Source organism: Dethiosulfatarculus sandiegensis (assembly GCF_000931935.2).
In the GTDB taxonomy this organism is placed as follows: domain Bacteria; phylum Desulfobacterota; class Desulfarculia; order Desulfarculales; family Desulfarculaceae; genus Dethiosulfatarculus; species Dethiosulfatarculus sandiegensis.
The window spans coordinates 46,955-65,151 of sequence record NZ_AZAC01000038.1; the positions used below are offsets into that span (position 1 = coordinate 46,955).

An 18,197-nucleotide genomic window follows, 5' to 3' on the forward strand; every position below is an offset into this window, starting at 1 on the left:
CACCTTTTGGCGAACGCGGCCCGACCAAGCCACATAGATTAAAAATTACACGACCTTGGGATGTCATCCCATAAACCTCTAGGCAAAGATCACAACGAAAAATCCAAGGTCTAATCTTTTCCCGGCATATTCCAAGTATACCGATTTTACCCATAGTCACAATGCCAGGTTAAGAAACAAAAATCGTCAAACCGCGTGAACACCTCTTACCAAGTCTTGACTGCCTCATTTACGAAGGGTATTTTTTATCAATTGTTAATGCTTGATCCCCCCTAAATTTCCGGGAAGGACTCCATGGATTTTGAAGCCGTCATAGGGCTGGAGGTCCACGCCCAGCTTTTGACAAAAACCAAAATATTCTGCTCATGCTCCACCAGCTTCGGGCAGCCGCCCAACACCAATGTCTGCCCCTTGTGCCTTGGCATGCCCGGCGTGCTGCCGGTTCTGAACAAAAAGGTTGTGGAGTTTGCCATAAAAGCGGCCCTGGCCACCAACTGCCGGGTTGCTTCCAAAAGCGTTTGGGCCAGAAAAAATTATTTTTACCCGGACCTTCCCAAGGCCTATCAGATCAGCCAGTACGAACTGCCGATTGCCGAACACGGGCATCTCAATATTGAAGTCGAAGGCGAAAAAAGCACCATCGGCATTACCAGAATCCACATGGAGGAAGACGCAGGCAAGCTGGTCCATGATCCTCACCAGCAGGTGAGCTATGTGGACTTTAACAGAACCGGCGTCCCCTTAATTGAAATAGTCAGCGAACCGGACATGCGCACCCCTGAGCAGGCGGCAGCCTATTTAAGGGCTTTGCGCAACGTTTTGGTTTACCTGGAGATCTGCGACGGCAACATGGAGGAAGGTTCTTTCCGCTGTGATGCCAACATCAGTTTAAGGCCAAGGGGGCAAAAAGAATTCGGCACCAGGGCCGAAATAAAAAACATGAACTCCTTCCGCAATGTGGCCAAAGCCCTGGATTATGAAATCCGCAGGCAAAGGGCTCTTTTGGAGAGCGGAGGAGAGGTGCGGCAGGAAACCAGGCTTTGGGACGCAAACGGGGGCAAGACACTTTCCATGCGCGGCAAGGAAGAAGCCCACGATTACCGCTATTTCCCGGACCCGGATCTTTTACCACTTTTGGTTGACCAAGACTGGGTGGAAAGCCTTAACCAAAATCTGCCCGAACTTCCCGAGGCCAAACGGCTTCGGTTTGTGGAACAATACGGCCTGCCGGCCTATGACGCGGAAGTCTTGACCGCCTCAAGGCATTTGGCCGACTATTTTGAAAAGGTTGTACAACAAAAGGTCCCTGCCAAGGCGGCCAGCAACCTTATTATGGGAGACCTTCTGGGCCAGCTCCACGCGGCCGGTCTGGATATCCGTCAAAGCCCTGTTTCTCCGGAAGCCATGGCCGAATTGCTAAACCTGGTGGACTCGGGAGAATTAAGCGGTAAGATGGGCAAAGAGGTCTTTTCCGAAATGTTCGAAAACAACGAAAGCGCAAGCAGGGTTGTGGAACGAAAAGGCCTCAGGCAGGTAAGCGATATGGGAGAGCTTACCGCCGTTTTAGAACAGATATTGGCCGATAACCCCCAACAGGTGGAACAGTTCAGGGCAGGCAAGGAAAAGCTGAAAGGCTTTTTCGTGGGCCAGGCCATGAAAGCCACCAAGGGACAGGCCAACCCCAAGCTGGTCAACCAGCTGCTGGATACCCTTTTGAAAGGTTAAGACAAGTGATTCCTACATTGTACTGGGAGGACGATGTAGTAATGATCCTGGATCAGCGCAAGCTGCCGGGCAAGACTGTATTCATGCCTTGTCGCGACATGCGCCGGGTGATCTACTGCATTCAGACCCTGGCCACCAGGGGCGCGCCTGCCATTGGCGTAGCCGCCGCCATGGGCCTGGCCCTGGCTGCCCGAAGCATCCGAATTAAAAACAAAGACCTTTTCATGGAGCGTTTTGCCGAAAAGGTCGAGGTTATGAGGGCCGCCCGGCCCACGGCTGTGAATTTGAGCTGGGCCTGCGACAGAATCCTGAACCTGGTCGCCAAAAGCGACCTGGATATCGAAGGCATCAAAGCGCTTATCAAGGACGAAAGCCAGCGCATGCTGGATGAGGATATAGAGATAAACCGTGCCATGGGTAAAAACGGCGCGGCCGTGGTTCCGGACCCGGCGGTGATCATTACCCATTGCAATGCCGGTTCACTGGCCACCGGTGGTTACGGTACGGCCCTGGGGGTTGTCAGAGCAGCCCATGAGGCAGGTAAAAAGGTCAGTGTTATTGCCGATGAGACCAGGCCCCTTCTGCAGGGCGCCCGTCTAACGGCCTGGGAGATGGTCCAGGAGGGCATTCCCGTAAAGGTAGCGGTAGACTCCTCGTCGGGCGTACTTATGTCCAGGGAAATGGTGGATATTTGTGTTGTGGGTGCGGACCGCATAGCCAAAAACGGCGATGCGGCCAACAAAATCGGCACCTTCAACCTGGCTTTGCAGGCCCAGAGGCACAATGTGCCGTTTTATGTGGCCGCGCCGCTTTCCACTGTGGACCTGGACACCCCCACTGGAGAGGCCATCCCCATCGAAGAGCGGGACCCGGCCGAGGTAACCCATATAGGGGGCCGCCTTCTGGCTCCGCCGGAAGCAGACGCCCTAAATTTTGCCTTTGATGTGACTCCGAATGACCTGATTACAGGAATTATTACTGAAGTGGGAGTTCTCAAGGCGCCTTATATCGAGAGTCTGTCCCGCGCGAAAGCGGGACTCATATCCAAGGAGTGAGGGAATCATGGAAATCAAAAAAAACCTGCTGCCTGCCGACAAACTGCAACCCAAACCCAAAGATGAAAATGCCTTGGGATTTGGTCGTATTTTCGCCGATCATCTTTTTGCTATGGACTATGAAGAGGGCAAGGGCTGGATCAATGCCCGCATTGACCCCTACGGCCCCATCGCCCTCGACCCGGCCGCATTGGTGTTGCATTACGGCCAAGAGGTTTTCGAAGGCATGAAGGCCTACTATGGCAAGGACGGGGGAGTCTATCTGTTCCGCCCTGAGGCCAATATCAAGCGCATGGCCAATTCCTGTGCCAGGCTCTGCATGCCCGCCCCTGACAAGGACATCTTTTTAGAAGGCCTGATGGAGCTTCTGCGCACCGAAAAAGGCTGGATCCCCAAGGCTCCGGGCACCAGCCTTTACATCCGCCCCAACATGATCGCCACCGAGGCCGCCCTGGGGGTCAAGGTGAGCGACAACTACCTGTTCTATATCATGGTGGGACCTGTGGGAGCCTACTATCCCGAAGGCTTTGCCCCCACTAAAATCTACGTGGAAGAAAAATACGTGCGGGCCGCGCCCGGCGGCCTGGGAGAGGCCAAGACAGCGGCCAACTACGCAGCCAGCCTGTTTGCCGGAGAAAAGGCCCATGAGGAAGGCTACACCCAGGTGCTCTGGCTCGATGCCTGCGACAAAAAGACCATCGAAGAGGTCGGAACCTCCAACATGTTCTTTGTGATCGACGGCGAAGTCACCACCGCCCCCTTGGACGGCACCATCCTTCCAGGCATCACCCGCGACTCGGCGATCACCCTTTGCAAGCATTGGAACATCCCGGTGAGCGAGCGCAAAATCACCATCGACGAGGTGATCAAGGCCCAGGAAGACGGCAGGCTTGACGAGGCCTTTGGCAGCGGCACCGCCGCGGTGATCAGCCCTGTGGGCTCCTTCACCTACCGCGGCCAGGAAATCCCGGTGGGCAAGGGCGAGACGGGCGATATCTCCCGCCGCCTGTATGACGAGATCACCGGCATCCAGTGGGGCGAACGTCCCGATCCCTTTGGCTGGGTGACCAAGGTCTGCTAGCCTTAGCGAAAAATTAATCTAAAAAAACCCGGGCCGCCTGGCCCGGGTTTTTTAGCTCTAAAGCAGCTTTTATCAGCTTAAAAGGCCGCCGATCAACTCCCTGACCTCGGCGATTCCCTGCTCCTTCATGAAAGCAGCCAGCTCATCGGCAATACGCACACAGGAAGCGGGGTCCGAGAAACTGGCGGTGCCCACCTGAACCGCACTGGCCCCGGCCAAGAGGTATTCAGCCACATCACTACCGGTCATGATGCCGCCCATGCCCACAACAGGCAAATCCACGGCCCGGGACACCTGATGCACCATGCGCAGGCCCACGGGTTTAATAGCCGGGCCGCTTAACCCGCCATATACGTTGCCCAGCTTGGGTTTTCTGGTGCGGGCGTCAATAGCCATGGCCAAGATGGTGTTGATCAGGCTCAAGGCATCGGCCCCGGCATCTGCGGCAGCCTTGGCCATGGGCACGGGGTCCGCCACGTTGGGAGTCAACTTGACCCAGAGCGGCAGGCTGGTCTTTTGGCGCACCACACGGGTAAGCTCATACACGGCCTTGGCATCCTGGCCAAAAGCCATGCCCCCGCCCTTTACATTGGGGCAGGAGACATTCAATTCCAGGGCGTCCACCCCCTGACGGGCATCCAGGGCCTGGGCCAGTTTTTCAAACTCTTCGGCCGATTCACCATAAAGGTTGACCACACACCTGGCCCGAGTTTTTTCCACCAAAGGCAGTTTATCCGCTAAAAATTTCTCAAGGCCTATATTGGCCAGGCCAATGGCGTTCAACATGCCGCAGGCAGTCTCGGCAATGCGCGGAGGCTGGTTGCCGTCCCTGGGCTCGAGGCTCACTCCCTTGGTTACAAAACCGCCGATTTTTTCCAGATCCAGGTAATCGTCATATTCCCGGCCATAGCCAAAGGTGCCGCTGGCCGCGATCACCGGAGAGGAAAATAAAAGCCCAGCTATATCAACAGCCAGTGAAGGCTCTTTTGTCATTCAAAAACTCCTTTTTTCATGACCCTGTCAGCCCGTAGCAACAATCAAAAGCAGGGCTTTTTAAACTCTTTCCCAATCCACTTTTCCGGCATCCACCACCGGCCCTTCCTTACAGACCCTCAGATAGCCGCCTTGGCTGGCGGGAACCGCGCAGCCCAGACATGCTCCCAGGCCACAGGCCATGGGAGCTTCCAGAGAAGCATCCAGCGGAACCTGTTTTTCGGCGCAGACCTGGGCCACTGCCTTGAGCATAGGCAAGGGGCCGCAGGCCAGCACCCCGTCTATACCTGCCAGTTTTTCATCCAGGCCGCCGGTGATCAGCCCCGTTTCCCCATAAGTGCCGTCTTCGGTAATGATCTGCCAGGGGGCGCCTGAGATGAAGTAACGACCGTCACTATCATAATATCCCTCCACCAGGTCTCTCACCGTGGCGGCTCCATAGATAGATTCAGGATCCACCCCGTTTTCCTGCAGATAAGAGGCGGCAAAAGCCAGGGAGGCAATGCCCATGCCTCCTGCCAGCAAAAGGGGCTTTCTATAATCCAGGTTATAGCCCGTGCCCAAAGGGCCCCAGGCCTCCACTATATCCCCTGCCGAAAACCCGCTCAAAAGGGCTGTCCCCCGCCCGATAATCTTGTAAAGGACGGAAAGGCTGTTTTCAGTAACCCCGTGAATGGAAAAAGGACGCGCCAAAAGCGGGTCCCGGCCGGGCGCGGGTTTCAGCATCACAAACTGACCGGGCATAGCCCCCCGTCCCAATTCATGGGGCTCTAATTCCAATAAATAGACACCCTCACCTGCAGGTTGATTGGATATCACCTTGACCCGCAAACTCATCTGTCTTCTCCTCTAGTCAAGGCGGCCACCGTGCCGAAACGGCCGGTTTTGCCTTCCCTTCGATAAGAAAAAAACTCGCGGCCGCATTTGGTGCACAAGCCGCTTATTTCAATATTTTCGGGTTTTACTCCCCTGGCGGTAAGTTGATCAAAGGTAACCCGCCAAAGGTCAAAATGGTTTTCACTGACTTCATAGGGCAAAAAGGCCCTGCCCAGCTCTGTTGCATGGTTGGTGAACTCAGCGCAACAAGGACCCAGGCTGGGGGAAACCGCGGCGTGAATTTCACCGGGATCTACATGGTAGTTTTTTTCCAAAAACTCGACCCCGTATCCCGGCATATCAGCCACATTGCCCCGCCAACCGGCGTGCAGATTGGCAACGGCCTTGCCCGGCGCAGCCAATATCACGGCCTGGCAATCGGCCTGTTTTACCAAAAGCCCCAATCCGGGACGGTCGGTGACCAAGCCGTCACCCTCTCCCAGGTAGGCGGCATCACCTTTTTCAGCCGCCTTTATCTCCCTGCCGTGCACCTGTTTGACCTGAACCAGCTCCTTGAGGCCCATGGCCTTACACAAACGGCTCAGGTTTTCCTGTATGGCTTCCCGGCTGTCTTCCGCTCCGGCCAGGTTGAGGCTGTCAAAAGGAGGATCGCTCACACCACCCTGGCGGGTGGTGACGGCATGCACCAACCCGTCTAATTTGCTCAAAGAGGAAAACTTCAACACCGGCAGGTTATTTTGCAAGATTCTAATCATATGCGAGATCATATCCGAAAAAAAACAGATTAAACAAATTTTACGGCAGGTGAAAAGGCACCTCACCATACTCTTAGAGCAACTATACCAGATTGCTGCCAAAGGCCTCCTGAACTTTGAGGAAGGCCAATTGGGCAAACCCGAATTTCAGGTAATCAGCTCAAAAGCATCCCTCGAAACTCACGCAATTGAAAAGAAACCGGGGTGTAGATCTGAGTTATCTGACCCCATAGATGGATTTACGGTCCGGGGTCGGGCTCCACCCCTGAAAATCCATATTCCATAACTATTTATTTTAAAAGAAATTTCGTGATAAAAAATTCGCCACTGGATTCATTTAAGTCATGAAGGGACCTCTATTCTCACTTTTAACCGAGATTCACCGGTTTTCAGCACCTGTGCAAGATATAAGGTTTTGCTATAATTACACCCAAAAGACTGACCCGGCTTACCTTGACCCACAAAGGCCTGTCCGGTACATTGACGCTTCAGGAAGCTTTTTATACTCCATTTCACCTCTGGGTTAACCAGGCCTACCAGCCCAACCCAACGGGTGCAATGCCCTCGTAAGAGCTCAACAAAATAATCCAGGCCGCGATAACCCCGGCCTGTTGTTTTAAGGTTTAAAACCCGCGCCGTTTTTGCAGTATGCGGACTGGCGGCGGGCATTTTGGAGCAGAACATGAAACGTGTTTTGGTTACTGGTGGAGCCGGTTCTATTGGTTCCTATGTTTGTGAATACCTGATCAAGGCCGGTCATCAGGTCACCGCTTTAGATAATGCCTCGCCCTATAAGGTTGAGCATCTTTTCGAATCAGACAGATTCCGCTTTGTGCAGGATTCCATCCTGGGCCAGGAGGTGGTGGAGCGTTTGGTCGATCAAAGCGACATCGTTATACACCTGGCCGCCATAGCGGACCCCAAGCGCTATGTCACCGAGCCCTTGAATGTGCTTAATGTGAACTTGAAGGGTTCTTTGATTATTCTTGACCGTTGCGCCAGGGGAGGCAAAAAGTTCGTGTTCGCCTCCACCAGCGAAGTCATGGGCAGAAACCCCAATGTGCCCTGGAAAGAAGACGCCGACCGGGTATTGGGACCGCCCAACATCAATCGCTGGTGCTACTCCACAGGCAAGGCCCTGATAGAGCATTACTGCTATGCCTATGGCCAGCAGGAAAACCTGCCTTTTGTGATCATGCGCTTCTTTAACGTCTATGGGCCCCGCTGCGATGACCTGGGCCAGGGCCGGGTTATCCCCATATTCCTGGAAAAATTCCTGCACGGCGACGATGTGGTGGTCCACGGCGACGGCAAACAGACCCGCTGCTTCACCTATATCGAAGACGCAACCGACGCAGTGGTCAAACTCTCCCTGGACGACGCCGCCCTGGGAAGCTGCTTTAACATCGGCGCCAACCTGGAGACCAGCATCCTGGAGCTGGCCAAGGCCATGAAAGAAGCCGGAGGTTTTGACAACAACCTGGTCTTCAAGCCCCATGCGGAAGTCTTTGGCAAGAGCTATGAGGATATCCCCCGCCGTATACCGGATGTCTCCCACATCAAAGACGTCATCGGCTGGGAGGCCACAACTCCCCTGGATCAGGGCCTGAAACAGACCATTGACTTCTACAGAAAGCCCAAGGCCTGATAGATCAATAACTCAAGTCTGATAAAAGCCGGGCCCTGTTTCAGGGTCCGGCTTTAGCTTGCTGACAAAGTCCTCCCTGACTTGAAAAAACAATTGTTAAAGACTTGATTTTACCAGGCCGCTCTCCCTGACCAGGGATTCTTATCTACTTGGCGCCAATCAATAGGCTGTTGATTCTGCATCCAGCCTGTAAAGAATTCACTTCTCATCTGTCTTTTCAGGCTCCTGCCTGACCTCCCTCCGGCTAAACCGGTTTTATGTTTGCAATCCAAGCCGCTAACACTGTACGATATTTTTCGTTTACATGAAGCAGCAAGAGGTTAAACACCTAACCCTGCGTTATTTGAAACCTTTCTTTCCCCTGCAAACCCTGATATGTATTATGGGCATAATGTGACCGAGCCTAAGCCAACACTGAAAAAATCCAGAACAAACAAAGGAAAAATGCCGGAATCAACAAAAATTAAAAGAACGGCCTGGACTCAAGATCAATTCGGACTGATGATTCTCGGCCTTATTGTCGGAGTTTTAGGTGGTTATGGTGCTGTGGGCTTCCGCCTGCTCATTGATCTTCTGAGAACCCTTTGCTATGGTTCAGCGGGCAACATTCTGGATGTTCTGGCTGCTCTGCCCTGGTGGCAGAAAATCCTGATCCCCGGGGTGGGCGGCCTGGTGGTCGGGCCAATCATCTATTTCCTGGCCCGGGAGGCTAAAGGCCACGGCGTGCCTGAAGTTATGGAGGCCGTCACTTTAAAAGACGGTTTGATCCGTAAAAGGGTGGTCATAATCAAATCGCTGGCCTCCGCCCTTTCCATAGCCGCCGGTGGTTCAGTGGGCAGGGAAGGCCCCATTGTCCAGATCGGCTCTGCTATCGGATCCACTGTGGGGCAATTGCTCAAGGCTTCTCCGGGCAGAATGCGCATATTGGTTGGTTGCGGCTCTGCCGCGGGAATTGCAGCCACCTTTAACGCGCCGGTTGCGGGCATGATGTTTGCCCTGGAGATCGTACTCGGTGAATTTGCCATAACCACCTTTTCACCCATTGTTATCTCCGCTGTTTTGGCCACAGCCATTTCCCGCTATTACCTGGGGGACTTTCCCGCCTTTCTGGTGCCGGATTACCAACTGATTTCGCCTTATGAATTTGCCATATACGCGGTTCTGGGGCTGGTGGCCGGTGTGGTGGCAGTGGGATTCACCACCTGCCTCTACAAAATGGAAGACCTGGTGGATTCCATAAAATTCCCCGAGTATCTCAAAACCCCCTTGGCCGGGCTGCTTCTGGGATGCATTGGCCTTTTGTTCCCCTCGGTCTTGGGGGTGGGCTATGAGGGAATTGAACTTGCCCTGGACCACAGACTGGTCTGGTGGATGATGCTCCTTATTCTGGGGGTGAAGATACTGGCCACCAGCCTCACTATTTCCGGCGGCATGTCCGGCGGCATCTTTGCGCCTTCCCTTTTCATGGGGGCCATGCTGGGCGGCGCCTTTGGCTCTGCCGCCCACAGTCTGTGGCCGGAAATAACCGCCGGCCCCGGGGCCTATGCCATTGTGGGCATGGCCGCAGTGGTGGCGGGAACCACCCACGGACCCTTAAGCGCCTTTTTAATCCTGTTTGAAATGACAGGCGGATATCAGATAATTCTGCCCCTTATGATAGGCTGCGTGCTCTCAACCCTGGTGGCCCGCCAGATAAGGCCCGAATCAATCTACACACTCAAACTTTTACGCAGGGGTGTGGACATCCAATCCGGTAAGGAGATGAATCTCCTGCGTTCACTCAAGGTCAAGCAGGCCATGCGCACCAGCGTGGATTCCGTACCCCAAAGCATGAATTTAGGAGACTTCAACCAATATGTAATTCACTCCAAGCACGCATCTTTTCCAGTGGTGAATAAGGATAACCGGCTGGTGGGAATCGTCTCCCATGCAGACTATGCCGGTCATTCCTTTGACCGTGACCTCTGGGACCTGGTGGTGGTCCAGGAACTTGCCACCAAAGACGTGCGCACCGTAACTCCAGATGACACCTTGGAAAAGGCCCTGAATATCATCTCGGCCAAGGACTATGCCACCCTGCCGGTCATAAACGATGAAAAGCAAAGGCTGCTCACCGGCATTATTTCCCACAGGGATATAATCAGCCTCTATTCAAGGGAGCTGCGCAAGTCAAACCTCTAGGAAAACCGCATCCTGCTTGGCAGGCCTTGATCCAGACAAAAAAAGGCAGGGTCGGAAACCCACCGGCCCTGCCAGCACCCTAAGGATACGGTGTCACCCTCCTCTTGCCCAAAGCAAAGCTAATCACCGAACTGATTCAGGTGCCGGGATCAGATTACCATGCCTAGCTAATATGTAGCTATAAAATAATTGTATCAGGGCCATAATCAAGCTTCAGTGGAGAAATCATCCGGCTGAGAATCTAAAATTTCCAATTGCTTAACATTAGTGACACTTAATCTGGGAGGGGGGGGGAGAATCTTCTTTTCCGTTGCCTGGCCGCCCCACCAGGGCGGTCAGTTTTTCCACCATCTCCCGCATCTCGCCCGCCTGGCGAGAGAGTTCCTCCGAAGCCTTGGCCGACTGTTCGGCGCTTACACTCACGCCTTGGGTGAGCTGGTCCATCTGACTAGCGGCCAAATTGATCTGGTTTATACCCTGGGCCTGTTCCTCGGAAGAGGCGGCAATCTCCCTCATCAGCCACCCATCTTGCCCGCACTGTCCGCCACCTGGTCAAAGGCCTGATCAGTGGCTTCGGCCAACTGGGAGCCGTCTTTGATCATCTCTATGTTTGATTCCATGAGCCGAGCCGTGTCTCCCGCCGCTTCGGCGGCCCGCATGGCCAAATTTCTCACCTCGTCGGCCACCACCGCAAAACCCGCACCAGCTTGCCCCGCCCTGGCCGCCTCCACAGCCACGTTTAAAGCCAACAGGTTGGTTTGAAAGGCTATTTCGTCTATCCCCTTTATTATTCGGGTGCTTTTTTTGGTGGCTTGGTCCATGCGGCTCATGGATTCCAACAATTTTTTCATGGCCTGATTGGCCTGATCGACAATTTCCCTGGTCTGACTGGTCAATTTGTCCGCCTGACGAGCGCTTTTTGTGTTCTGCTCAGTCATGGAGGCCATCTGGGCCAGGGAAGCGGAAGTCTCTTCCAAAGAGGCCGCCTGCTCGGAAGCGCCTTCCGCCAACTGATGGCTGGCTGCGGAGGCAACCTGAAAGGCTCCCTTGCCAAGATAGCCGATTATGCCCTTAATGGGCTTGATAACCGAACCCGCCACCCAATAAATAATAACGGCAGCCAAAATAAACATGATCAGGGCCAGGCCCCCGTTTATCAAACCAACTTCCCTGGCGTCCGCCAAGAGATCCAGTTTGTCGGCGCCCGCCCCCACAATCCAGCCCAAGCCCTTTATCTCCGCAAAAGAGGACATCTTCTGCGAACCTTGCATGGAGTATTCAATAAGCCCGTTCTTTTGAGCCAACATTTCACGACCGAAATCATAATCAGCAAAATCGGTTTTAAAAATAAGGGACTTATCCTGATGAAAAAGCAAGATTCCGGTTTGATCCATAAGAAATGCATGACCATGTTCAGCCACCTTGACATTGCCCAGAACACTCTCAGTGAACCCGCCCAAATCCACCCAGGCTAAAACCGCACCGACCACCTCCCCTTCGCCCAGGGTCGATTTTCTGGTAACCGGCTTGGAGATGGGCAAAACCGGGCTGTTTTTAGCGCCCGGCAAAAAGGCCTTTCCCAGGGCCAAGTCACCCTTAAGGGCCTGTTGCAGAACGCCTTTAATCGGCAAATTCTTTTCTGGTTCTTTTTCCAGAGAGGAAGCGATAACCTTGTCTTTTAAATCCACAAGAAAAATCCCCCGATAAAAAGGCGTCTCTTTTTGCAGGGAAGTCAAACGCCTTTGAGCCAGGACCCGGGATATATCAGAACCGATAATCACTGCCGAACGAAAGCCTGTGTCAGTGCTCCAGACTCCCAGGTCCCTTTTGCGGTTATCCACCCAACGTTTTAACTGACCGGCTGAATTGCTTGAGATTCTGGTCACCTCTTCTGTTACGAGTTTTTCAACCGCATCTTTGGTGTTGAAATAGGAAGCAATGCTGGAAACACCCAAACTGATCACAATCAAAAGCAAAGTCGGCAAAAGAAATCTACATAAAAGATTCAGCCTCATGCTTTTCCTCCCGTGATCGTGAATATCTATATCTGACAAAGGAAAAAACTTTTTTTACTGATAGTTACAAAACACCGTCGCTTCCCGGCAGAAGCCGCACACTTCTCCGAAAGCTTTGCTTTGAGCCAAATTGATTTTTATTGAGTGTTTTTCAGTCTTGAAGTGAATCCCCCCGCCCAAGAAAGCTGTTTTTAAGGTAATTCGAAACAAATAATTAATTTTACTAAATAATAAAGCAAATCGGTTTTCAGGCGTAAAACTAATCCATAATAGTCTATGTAATTTATAGGATTACATACAAGCGTTTTACTCTTATTTACTTAAAAAACAGGTCTCCCCTGCTTTTGCCAAATACTGAGGAAAGGCATCTGAAAAAAGGCCGATTTTTTCCGAACACCGGGAGGAAGAAGAGGAAACATGGATTAATCAGACAAGACCGTTTAGCTAAAGCAGGAAAGACATTATCAGGCCATCGCATTTGGGTTGAACATTAAAGGTTTGACCAAAGCCGGTCTAACCAATAATTATTTAAGAAAGCTTAAATACAAATCTAGCATACAAAATCAAACAGATGTTTTTCGTTAACTAAATTTTTGTTATGCTTGACTACCGGATAAGGAATTTAATTGACTTAAAAATATAAGATTTTGCAATCTTCTGGACAATTCGAGCCCGAACATGAAAAAAAGCAACACCCCCAGAACCGGAATCTATAGAATCCTATCCCTTCTCCTATTGGCGCTCAGCTTTTGCTATGCATTGTGGCTGGGGGTTGCTCCCCGGCAGCAGCTTGAGACCCTGGCATCCCAGAGATACACCAAGTGGGCTCAAGACTGGGCCAAGGCCCAAGATCCCATAGAGATCAACCTTAACCGTGAGCTGCTGCCTTCCACCTTTCCCGGTCCCCTGGACACCTGGGCCCAAGGTAAGCGCCACAGTCTTTTGCTTGATTTTGAGGTTGAACCCGGCGATTACACCTTAAGACTCTTATTTTTCGATATCCATGAAGCTGCTCCACCCAAGCTCTCCCTTAAACTGAATAAACAAAAGCCGGTGCTGGTCCAGTTAAAACCCGGCTCAGGCAGGCCCGCGCCTTATGCGGACCTTAATCCCGGTCTCACCGTAAATATTCCACTTAAGATAAACAAATCAAAAAACCAACTTGTCATTACCAACCTGCAGGGTTCCTGGGCAGCCCCGGCCAGGTTGCGTTTGACTCAAGGATATGAGTTTTCCCCGGCCAAACTGGGATACACCCTTTTCACCGACCCCATCTCCCTAGGCATCCTGCTTTTGGGCCTGGCAGGTTTTATCTTTTTCGGACACGCAACCCGGCACAGTCCGGGCCAGGCCCTGGCCTCTGTGGCATTGCTTGGCATTACCTGCCTTATCTGCCTTTTACTGGCTGAATTGGGTTTCAGGGCCTATTTGATAAAAATTCCCCAGGCCCGCAGGCTTTCGGTACAAAAAAACATGGCTGCCCAGGATTTAAAGGGCATGAATTATTCTTTTGGCTCCATGATCTCCCCCAACCCGGATATGGAGATCACCTATCAGTTAAAGCCAAATCTTGAAGGTAACTTTGCCGGAAAAAAATTAAGAACCAATTCCCAAAATATGCGCGGAAAAGAAGTGGCCCTAAAGGCCCAATCAGGGGTCTTTCGTCTGATGGGCCTGGGAGATTCCGTCTTCTTTGGTTGGGGAGTGGAAGAAGACCAGACCGCCCTGGTCCGGGCCGGGTTGGAACTGGCCGAACGCCTGAAGCGGCCGGTGGAGGCCCTGAACCTTTCCTGCCCCAGCTACAACACCTCGGTGGAGGTCGCTGTCTACCGCAAAAAGGGCCGCAAATTCAAGCCGCAGGCGGTTGTGCTTTGTTTTGTGGAAAACGACTTTGAGCCTCCATCCATGATGTTTGAGCCGGTTCGCCTGTGGACCATGGAAAAATCATATATCCACGAACAATTAAGGCGCAGGCTTGCCCTGGCTTGGCGGGACGCCGGTAGTGAAAGCGAAGAATTTTTCACCACTCAAAGGAAAAACCAGGCCGAGCGGCAAGGCAAGTCCCTGAACAAAAAATGGCGCGATCGGCTGGAGGCATATTACAGCCGCATGGCCGGTGAAAAGGCGGTGGCCGCCGCTTTGGACGATCTGGCCAAGATGCTTAAGGAAGACAAAATTCCGGGCCTGGTTGTCTATGCCCCCAACCGGCTGGCCCCCCTGGACGCAAAAACCAAATTTGTCCTTGATTCCGCTGACAGATCAGGGCTTTTGATCTTGGATATGACGCAGGTTTATCGCAACTGGTTTAAAAAGAATCAAGGGACCATGCAAAGTAGAATGTGGGTGCACCCCAAAGACCCCCACCCCAATGAATTGGGGCACAGTCTCATGGGAGAGGCCATAGCGGAAAAACTGATCCACCACGTAAGGGACTAAACCGTCTGGCCTTTTTGCGTACAGGCGGCTTAAGCCGGGTTGGAGGCCTTTTCATCGGCGGTCAATTCGAACATCTCATGAGCCTGCTCCAGGGATCTTTGGTAGGCAGGCAATAGTTCGAATTTATCCGCCCCCAACTTGGCCAGGCTCTCGCCCACCTCGTCCCACTTGCCCTTTTCATAAGCCAGGGTAAGGGAAGTCAATGCCCCCAATATCCCCGATTGATGCAAAAGTGCGTCCTTGATCTCTCTGGTAACGGGTATCATCTCCAGGATCTCGGGCATGGGCTTATCAAAAAACGCATCCAACAAGGAAAAGAGGCCTGCTAAAAAGGCCTCTTCCTTTAAATATTCCAATCCGGCCACTTCAGCGGTTTGAGAAAAGAAAAGCGCCCTTACCAAGGAAAGGACCACCAGCTCATCCGGTTTATCCTGGGCCGAAGCACTCATGGCAACCATGGAAATCCAGTTGCGGAGGGCTTTTTCTCCTAAAAAGCTGAAGGCCTGGCGCACAGACTGCACCTCGGTGCGCACCCCGAAATAAGGCGAATTAATATAACGCAGAAGCTTATAGGCCAAGGTGACGTCACTGGAAACCAGCTTTTCAAGACGTTGATAATCCAAAACCGGATTATGCACAGTGACCAAAAGGCGCATCAGATTAAGGCGGAAAGCGGGCATTTCATGGCCTGCGCCCAACTTGGGCTGCACATAAAAACGCCCTTGAAACAATTCGCTGCCCAGACGCAGGGCATTTAAAAAGTCCTCTTCCGTGTCCACATCCACAGCCAGGAGGGGCTTTTTACCCCTGGAACGCACCATGGCCTCCAGGCAGGCAGGCTCGTTGTGCATATCAAGGGCCAGTATGTCTGCAAGTTCAGTTAGTTCCGAATTTTGATTTAAAAAGGCCGCGTCCAGAACCACGCCCTGATGGTGCTTTCTAATTGATCGAAGAGCCTGGTTCAGAGCCTGGGGAGAGGTTTTTTCATTTATCAGAGGCCACAAAAGCCAGCCGCCGGGAAGCAATTGCAGGTCGACATTTGCCAAATCCATGGCATCCAGACGCATAATGGCCAATTTTTTTCCGGTTAAAGTGTCGAAAAAATCAACACCTTCTCCGGCAGAGCCAAAGCCGCCCTCGGCCCTTAAACGGGCCAGCCAATCCACAGCCCCACAGGAGCGTGAATTCAGGCGAAGCTCATAGGCCCGAACTTTAAGCCAACGATCGAATACTGGTAATCGCGCTATCAGAAAATCCACTGAAGGCATCGGCACACTCGCTTGGTTCAGGTCTTTGCAAAAATACTATACAGGCAACACAGAGTTTTGCCTCGGCTTTTTAGAAAAATTCTCCCAATTCAATTATGAAACTGACAAATACTGTCCAATTAACCGGTTTGCGATAAACTAAGTTGTCATGATCTGGACCGCCTGGAAAAGGCTCCACGCGAACCAGCTAAAGGCTGATGGTTGTGTTTTTCAATCAGATTGGCCTTGCCCCCGCCTTTGTTGCAGGCGGGCAACGCGCCTCGGCAAGGCTGGGAGAATCATTTTAGCAAGGGTTTTCCACCCTTGGATTACCCGCCCACCTTGGAGGTCAAGATGAGTACAACTGATTCCCAAACTCTAAAAAGCCTGTTGGATGCAGGCACGGCTGTTATCTCCGATGTATCTGACAACCTGGGACTGCCCCCCCAGTCCCTGGACACCTCTCTTTTCGGCCTGGAAACACCTGCCCGCTCCTTTGCCGGCCCGGCCTATACCATAGCAGGTGAGTCACATATCTGGAAAGACGGTTCCGGGGACCGGAAAAAGCTGGCGGCCATAGATGAAATGACCCCTGGCGTGGTTCCGGTCTGGGCCGGGTCTGACATTAAAGGTGTGTGCTGCTTTGGCGACCTGCTTTCAGAGGCCATGAAGGCCAGGGGTTGCGCCGGGGTTGTAGTCGACGGAGGGGTGAGAGATATGGCTTATCTCAGGGAAATGGGGCTTCCCATGATGGTGCGGTATCGCACCCCCAGCCAGGCCATCGGCCGCTGGCACGTAACGGAAGTGCAAAACACAATAAAGGTGCGCGGGGCTGTGCAAGACTGGGTTTCGATCAATCCCGGTGACATGGTGGTGGCCGATGACGACGGAGTTGTCGTCATTCCTCAGGATATGGTCGATGAATTCGTGCAAAAGGCGCTCGCATGGGCGGATAAAGACCAAAACGCCAGGCAAGACATCAAAGAAGGAGCCCTTCTCTTGGACACCTTGGACAAATACGGGCACCTGTAGAAAAAACGCACTCCGGCTTTCGCCGGGGTGTCAGATTGCTGACAAAGTCCTCTTGGAGTTTGTCAGAGGCCACTTGGCAAGAACGCGTTTTTGCCAAGTGGCTAGAATTACTCGCCTTAAGAAATCCTCGCAATTCGGCGGGCCGTCATTCGGGGGTGTGTCCTTGCCCCGCATTCAGGCTGTTTGTCAACAGCCTGCCGCACCCCGACTTTCGCCGGGGTGCTATAACTTTCCCACAAAACTCTTCCTATATTTAAAACTTTACAGACTTCTCATATTAACTATTCTGTAACTATTTTTCCTATCTGCCCTGTTATCAATAATTGACTTTCTTTATTCCTAATTATATATTGCTTTGCGTTACATGTTTTCGCTTTGCGTTACCAGGTAACCAAGCGCGATGTGGCTAGCAAGGCAAGGGATTAATCTCCGGCTTAAGACCATTGCACAGCCGCAGATTAACCCACCTAAAAGGCGCGGCCTTTCCTTTTGGCGCGCCGCCCGCCTTGTCTCTGCCCCATAGCCGGGCGGAACATAAAGCTACCCATACCAAACCCTTGAACTGAAATCAGGGAAGGAGATGACAGTACATGGAACCGGTGGATTGGGGTCACGCATTCCAGATCGTTCTGGGTGGAGTGACCGCGGTTTTCTGTATCATGATGTTGCTCGCCTTATCCACTCACTTTATGGGCAAACTGGTGCAGGGATATGAAAAAAGAAAAAGGGAAAAGGCCAAGGCCGAGGAGGCCGCGTCATGAACTTCATCAGCTATCACGAAGGTGTGCTTAAAATATTGAACGTGCAGGTGGGTTTTGCCAACCTGGACCTGGCCCATGTGATCATGATCCTGGTGGGACTCGGCTTTGTGGCGCTGGCCATTTTAAAGGAGTGGGAGCCTTACGAGCTTCTGCCCATCGGAACCGGCATGATTCTCGCCAACCTGCCCCTGGCGGGGCTCACCACCCAACCCGCTCCGGGCATGGCCGACGGCATGGCCGGAGTTTTGGGCATTATCCTGAAATACGGCCTCTACACCTGGACCATACTGCCCCAGTTCATTTTCTTTGGCATCGGCGCGCTCACGGACTTCAGCCCGCTGATAGCCAATCCCAGGGCATTTCTGCTTGGCGCGGCCGCCCAGGTGGGCATCTATTGCAGCTTTTTGGGAGCCCTGGCTGTGGGCCTGTTT

Annotated in this window: 15 protein-coding genes; 9 read left to right on the forward strand and 6 right to left on the reverse strand. The window is 52.6% G+C overall.

The genetic code is table 11. The features are described from left to right. Positions 1-294: 294 nt before the first annotated feature. The 3 genes from gatB to X474_RS19755 are packed head-to-tail and all read left to right on the forward strand — an operon-like array spanning position 295 to position 3,861. Positions 295-1,725, forward strand: coding sequence for an Asp-tRNA(Asn)/Glu-tRNA(Gln) amidotransferase subunit GatB (gene gatB / locus X474_RS19745; RefSeq protein WP_044351380.1), 1,431 nt, complete (start codon positions 295-297; stop codon positions 1,723-1,725). A gap of 8 nt (positions 1,726-1,733) precedes the next feature. Continuing rightward, complete coding sequence (mtnA, locus tag X474_RS19750) at positions 1,734-2,780, forward strand: S-methyl-5-thioribose-1-phosphate isomerase (protein WP_082464520.1); 1,047 nt, start codon at positions 1,734-1,736, stop codon at positions 2,778-2,780. Between the two features lie 7 nt (positions 2,781-2,787). Further along, on the forward strand, positions 2,788-3,861 hold the full coding sequence (locus X474_RS19755; RefSeq protein WP_044351382.1) for a branched-chain amino acid aminotransferase: 1,074 nt from the start codon (positions 2,788-2,790) through the stop codon (positions 3,859-3,861). A 72-nt stretch (positions 3,862-3,933) separates the two neighbouring features. On the opposite strand, the gene X474_RS19760 is transcribed toward X474_RS19755, so the two are convergent. From X474_RS19760 to X474_RS19770, 3 genes are read right to left on the reverse strand one after another with little or no spacing between them, the layout of a single operon-like run. Beyond that, positions 3,934-4,854 (reverse strand): dihydroorotate dehydrogenase, encoded by a 921-nt coding sequence (locus X474_RS19760; RefSeq protein WP_044351384.1) that lies wholly within the window; start codon positions 4,852-4,854, stop codon positions 3,934-3,936. A gap of 60 nt (positions 4,855-4,914) precedes the next feature. Further along, entirely contained in the window at positions 4,915-5,691 is a 777-nt protein-coding gene (locus X474_RS19765; RefSeq protein WP_044351386.1) for a dihydroorotate dehydrogenase electron transfer subunit, read from the reverse strand. Continuing rightward, positions 5,688-6,446: a purine nucleoside phosphorylase YfiH/LACC1 family protein gene (locus X474_RS19770; RefSeq protein WP_044351404.1), complete on the reverse strand. Its 759-nt coding sequence runs from the start codon at positions 6,444-6,446 to the stop codon at positions 5,688-5,690. The genes X474_RS19765 and X474_RS19770 overlap by 4 nt, the downstream gene beginning before the upstream one ends. A gap of 682 nt (positions 6,447-7,128) precedes the next feature. Between X474_RS19770 and X474_RS19780 the strand changes: the two genes are divergently transcribed. Together X474_RS19780 and X474_RS19785 are read left to right on the forward strand one after the other, a co-directional pair. Further along, a complete protein-coding gene (locus tag X474_RS19780) occupies positions 7,129-8,094 on the forward strand; it encodes an NAD-dependent epimerase/dehydratase family protein (protein ID WP_044351389.1) in 966 nt (321 codons plus the stop codon). Positions 8,095-8,538: 444 nt separating this feature from the next. Beyond that, positions 8,539-10,275: a chloride channel protein gene (locus X474_RS19785; protein ID WP_044351390.1), complete on the forward strand. Its 1,737-nt coding sequence runs from the start codon at positions 8,539-8,541 to the stop codon at positions 10,273-10,275. A gap of 264 nt (positions 10,276-10,539) precedes the next feature. Here X474_RS19785 and X474_RS19790 read toward each other — a convergent pair whose 3' ends face one another. Continuing rightward, a complete protein-coding gene (locus X474_RS19790; protein WP_052515436.1) occupies positions 10,540-10,791 on the reverse strand; it encodes a hypothetical protein in 252 nt (83 codons plus the stop codon). Beyond that, entirely contained in the window at positions 10,791-12,290 is a 1,500-nt protein-coding gene (locus tag X474_RS19795; protein WP_052515437.1) for a methyl-accepting chemotaxis protein, read from the reverse strand. Before X474_RS19795 ends, X474_RS19790 begins: the two co-directional genes overlap by 1 nt. A 678-nt stretch (positions 12,291-12,968) precedes the next feature. On the opposite strand from X474_RS19795, the gene X474_RS19800 reads away from it, so the two are divergent. Then, positions 12,969-14,726, forward strand: a complete 1,758-nt coding sequence (locus X474_RS19800) for an SGNH/GDSL hydrolase family protein (RefSeq protein ID WP_044351391.1) — start codon at positions 12,969-12,971, stop codon at positions 14,724-14,726. Positions 14,727-14,755: 29 nt separating this feature from the next. Here X474_RS19800 and X474_RS19805 read toward each other — a convergent pair whose 3' ends face one another. Continuing rightward, complete coding sequence (locus X474_RS19805) at positions 14,756-15,994, reverse strand: EAL and HDOD domain-containing protein (RefSeq protein ID WP_082464518.1); 1,239 nt, start codon at positions 15,992-15,994, stop codon at positions 14,756-14,758. 333 nt (positions 15,995-16,327) lie between these two features. Between X474_RS19805 and X474_RS19810 the strand changes: the two genes are divergently transcribed. The 3 genes from X474_RS19810 to X474_RS19815 form a co-directional block, all read left to right on the forward strand. Further along, entirely contained in the window at positions 16,328-17,005 is a 678-nt protein-coding gene (locus X474_RS19810) for an RraA family protein (protein WP_156360852.1), read from the forward strand. A gap of 590 nt (positions 17,006-17,595) precedes the next feature. Continuing rightward, complete coding sequence (locus tag X474_RS25775; protein ID WP_082464519.1) at positions 17,596-17,766, forward strand: OadG family protein; 171 nt, start codon at positions 17,596-17,598, stop codon at positions 17,764-17,766. Beyond that, positions 17,763-18,197, forward strand: a 435-nt coding sequence (locus X474_RS19815; RefSeq protein ID WP_044346903.1) for a sodium ion-translocating decarboxylase subunit beta, incomplete at its 3' end; no start/stop codon positions are given. The genes X474_RS25775 and X474_RS19815, both read left to right, overlap by 4 nt.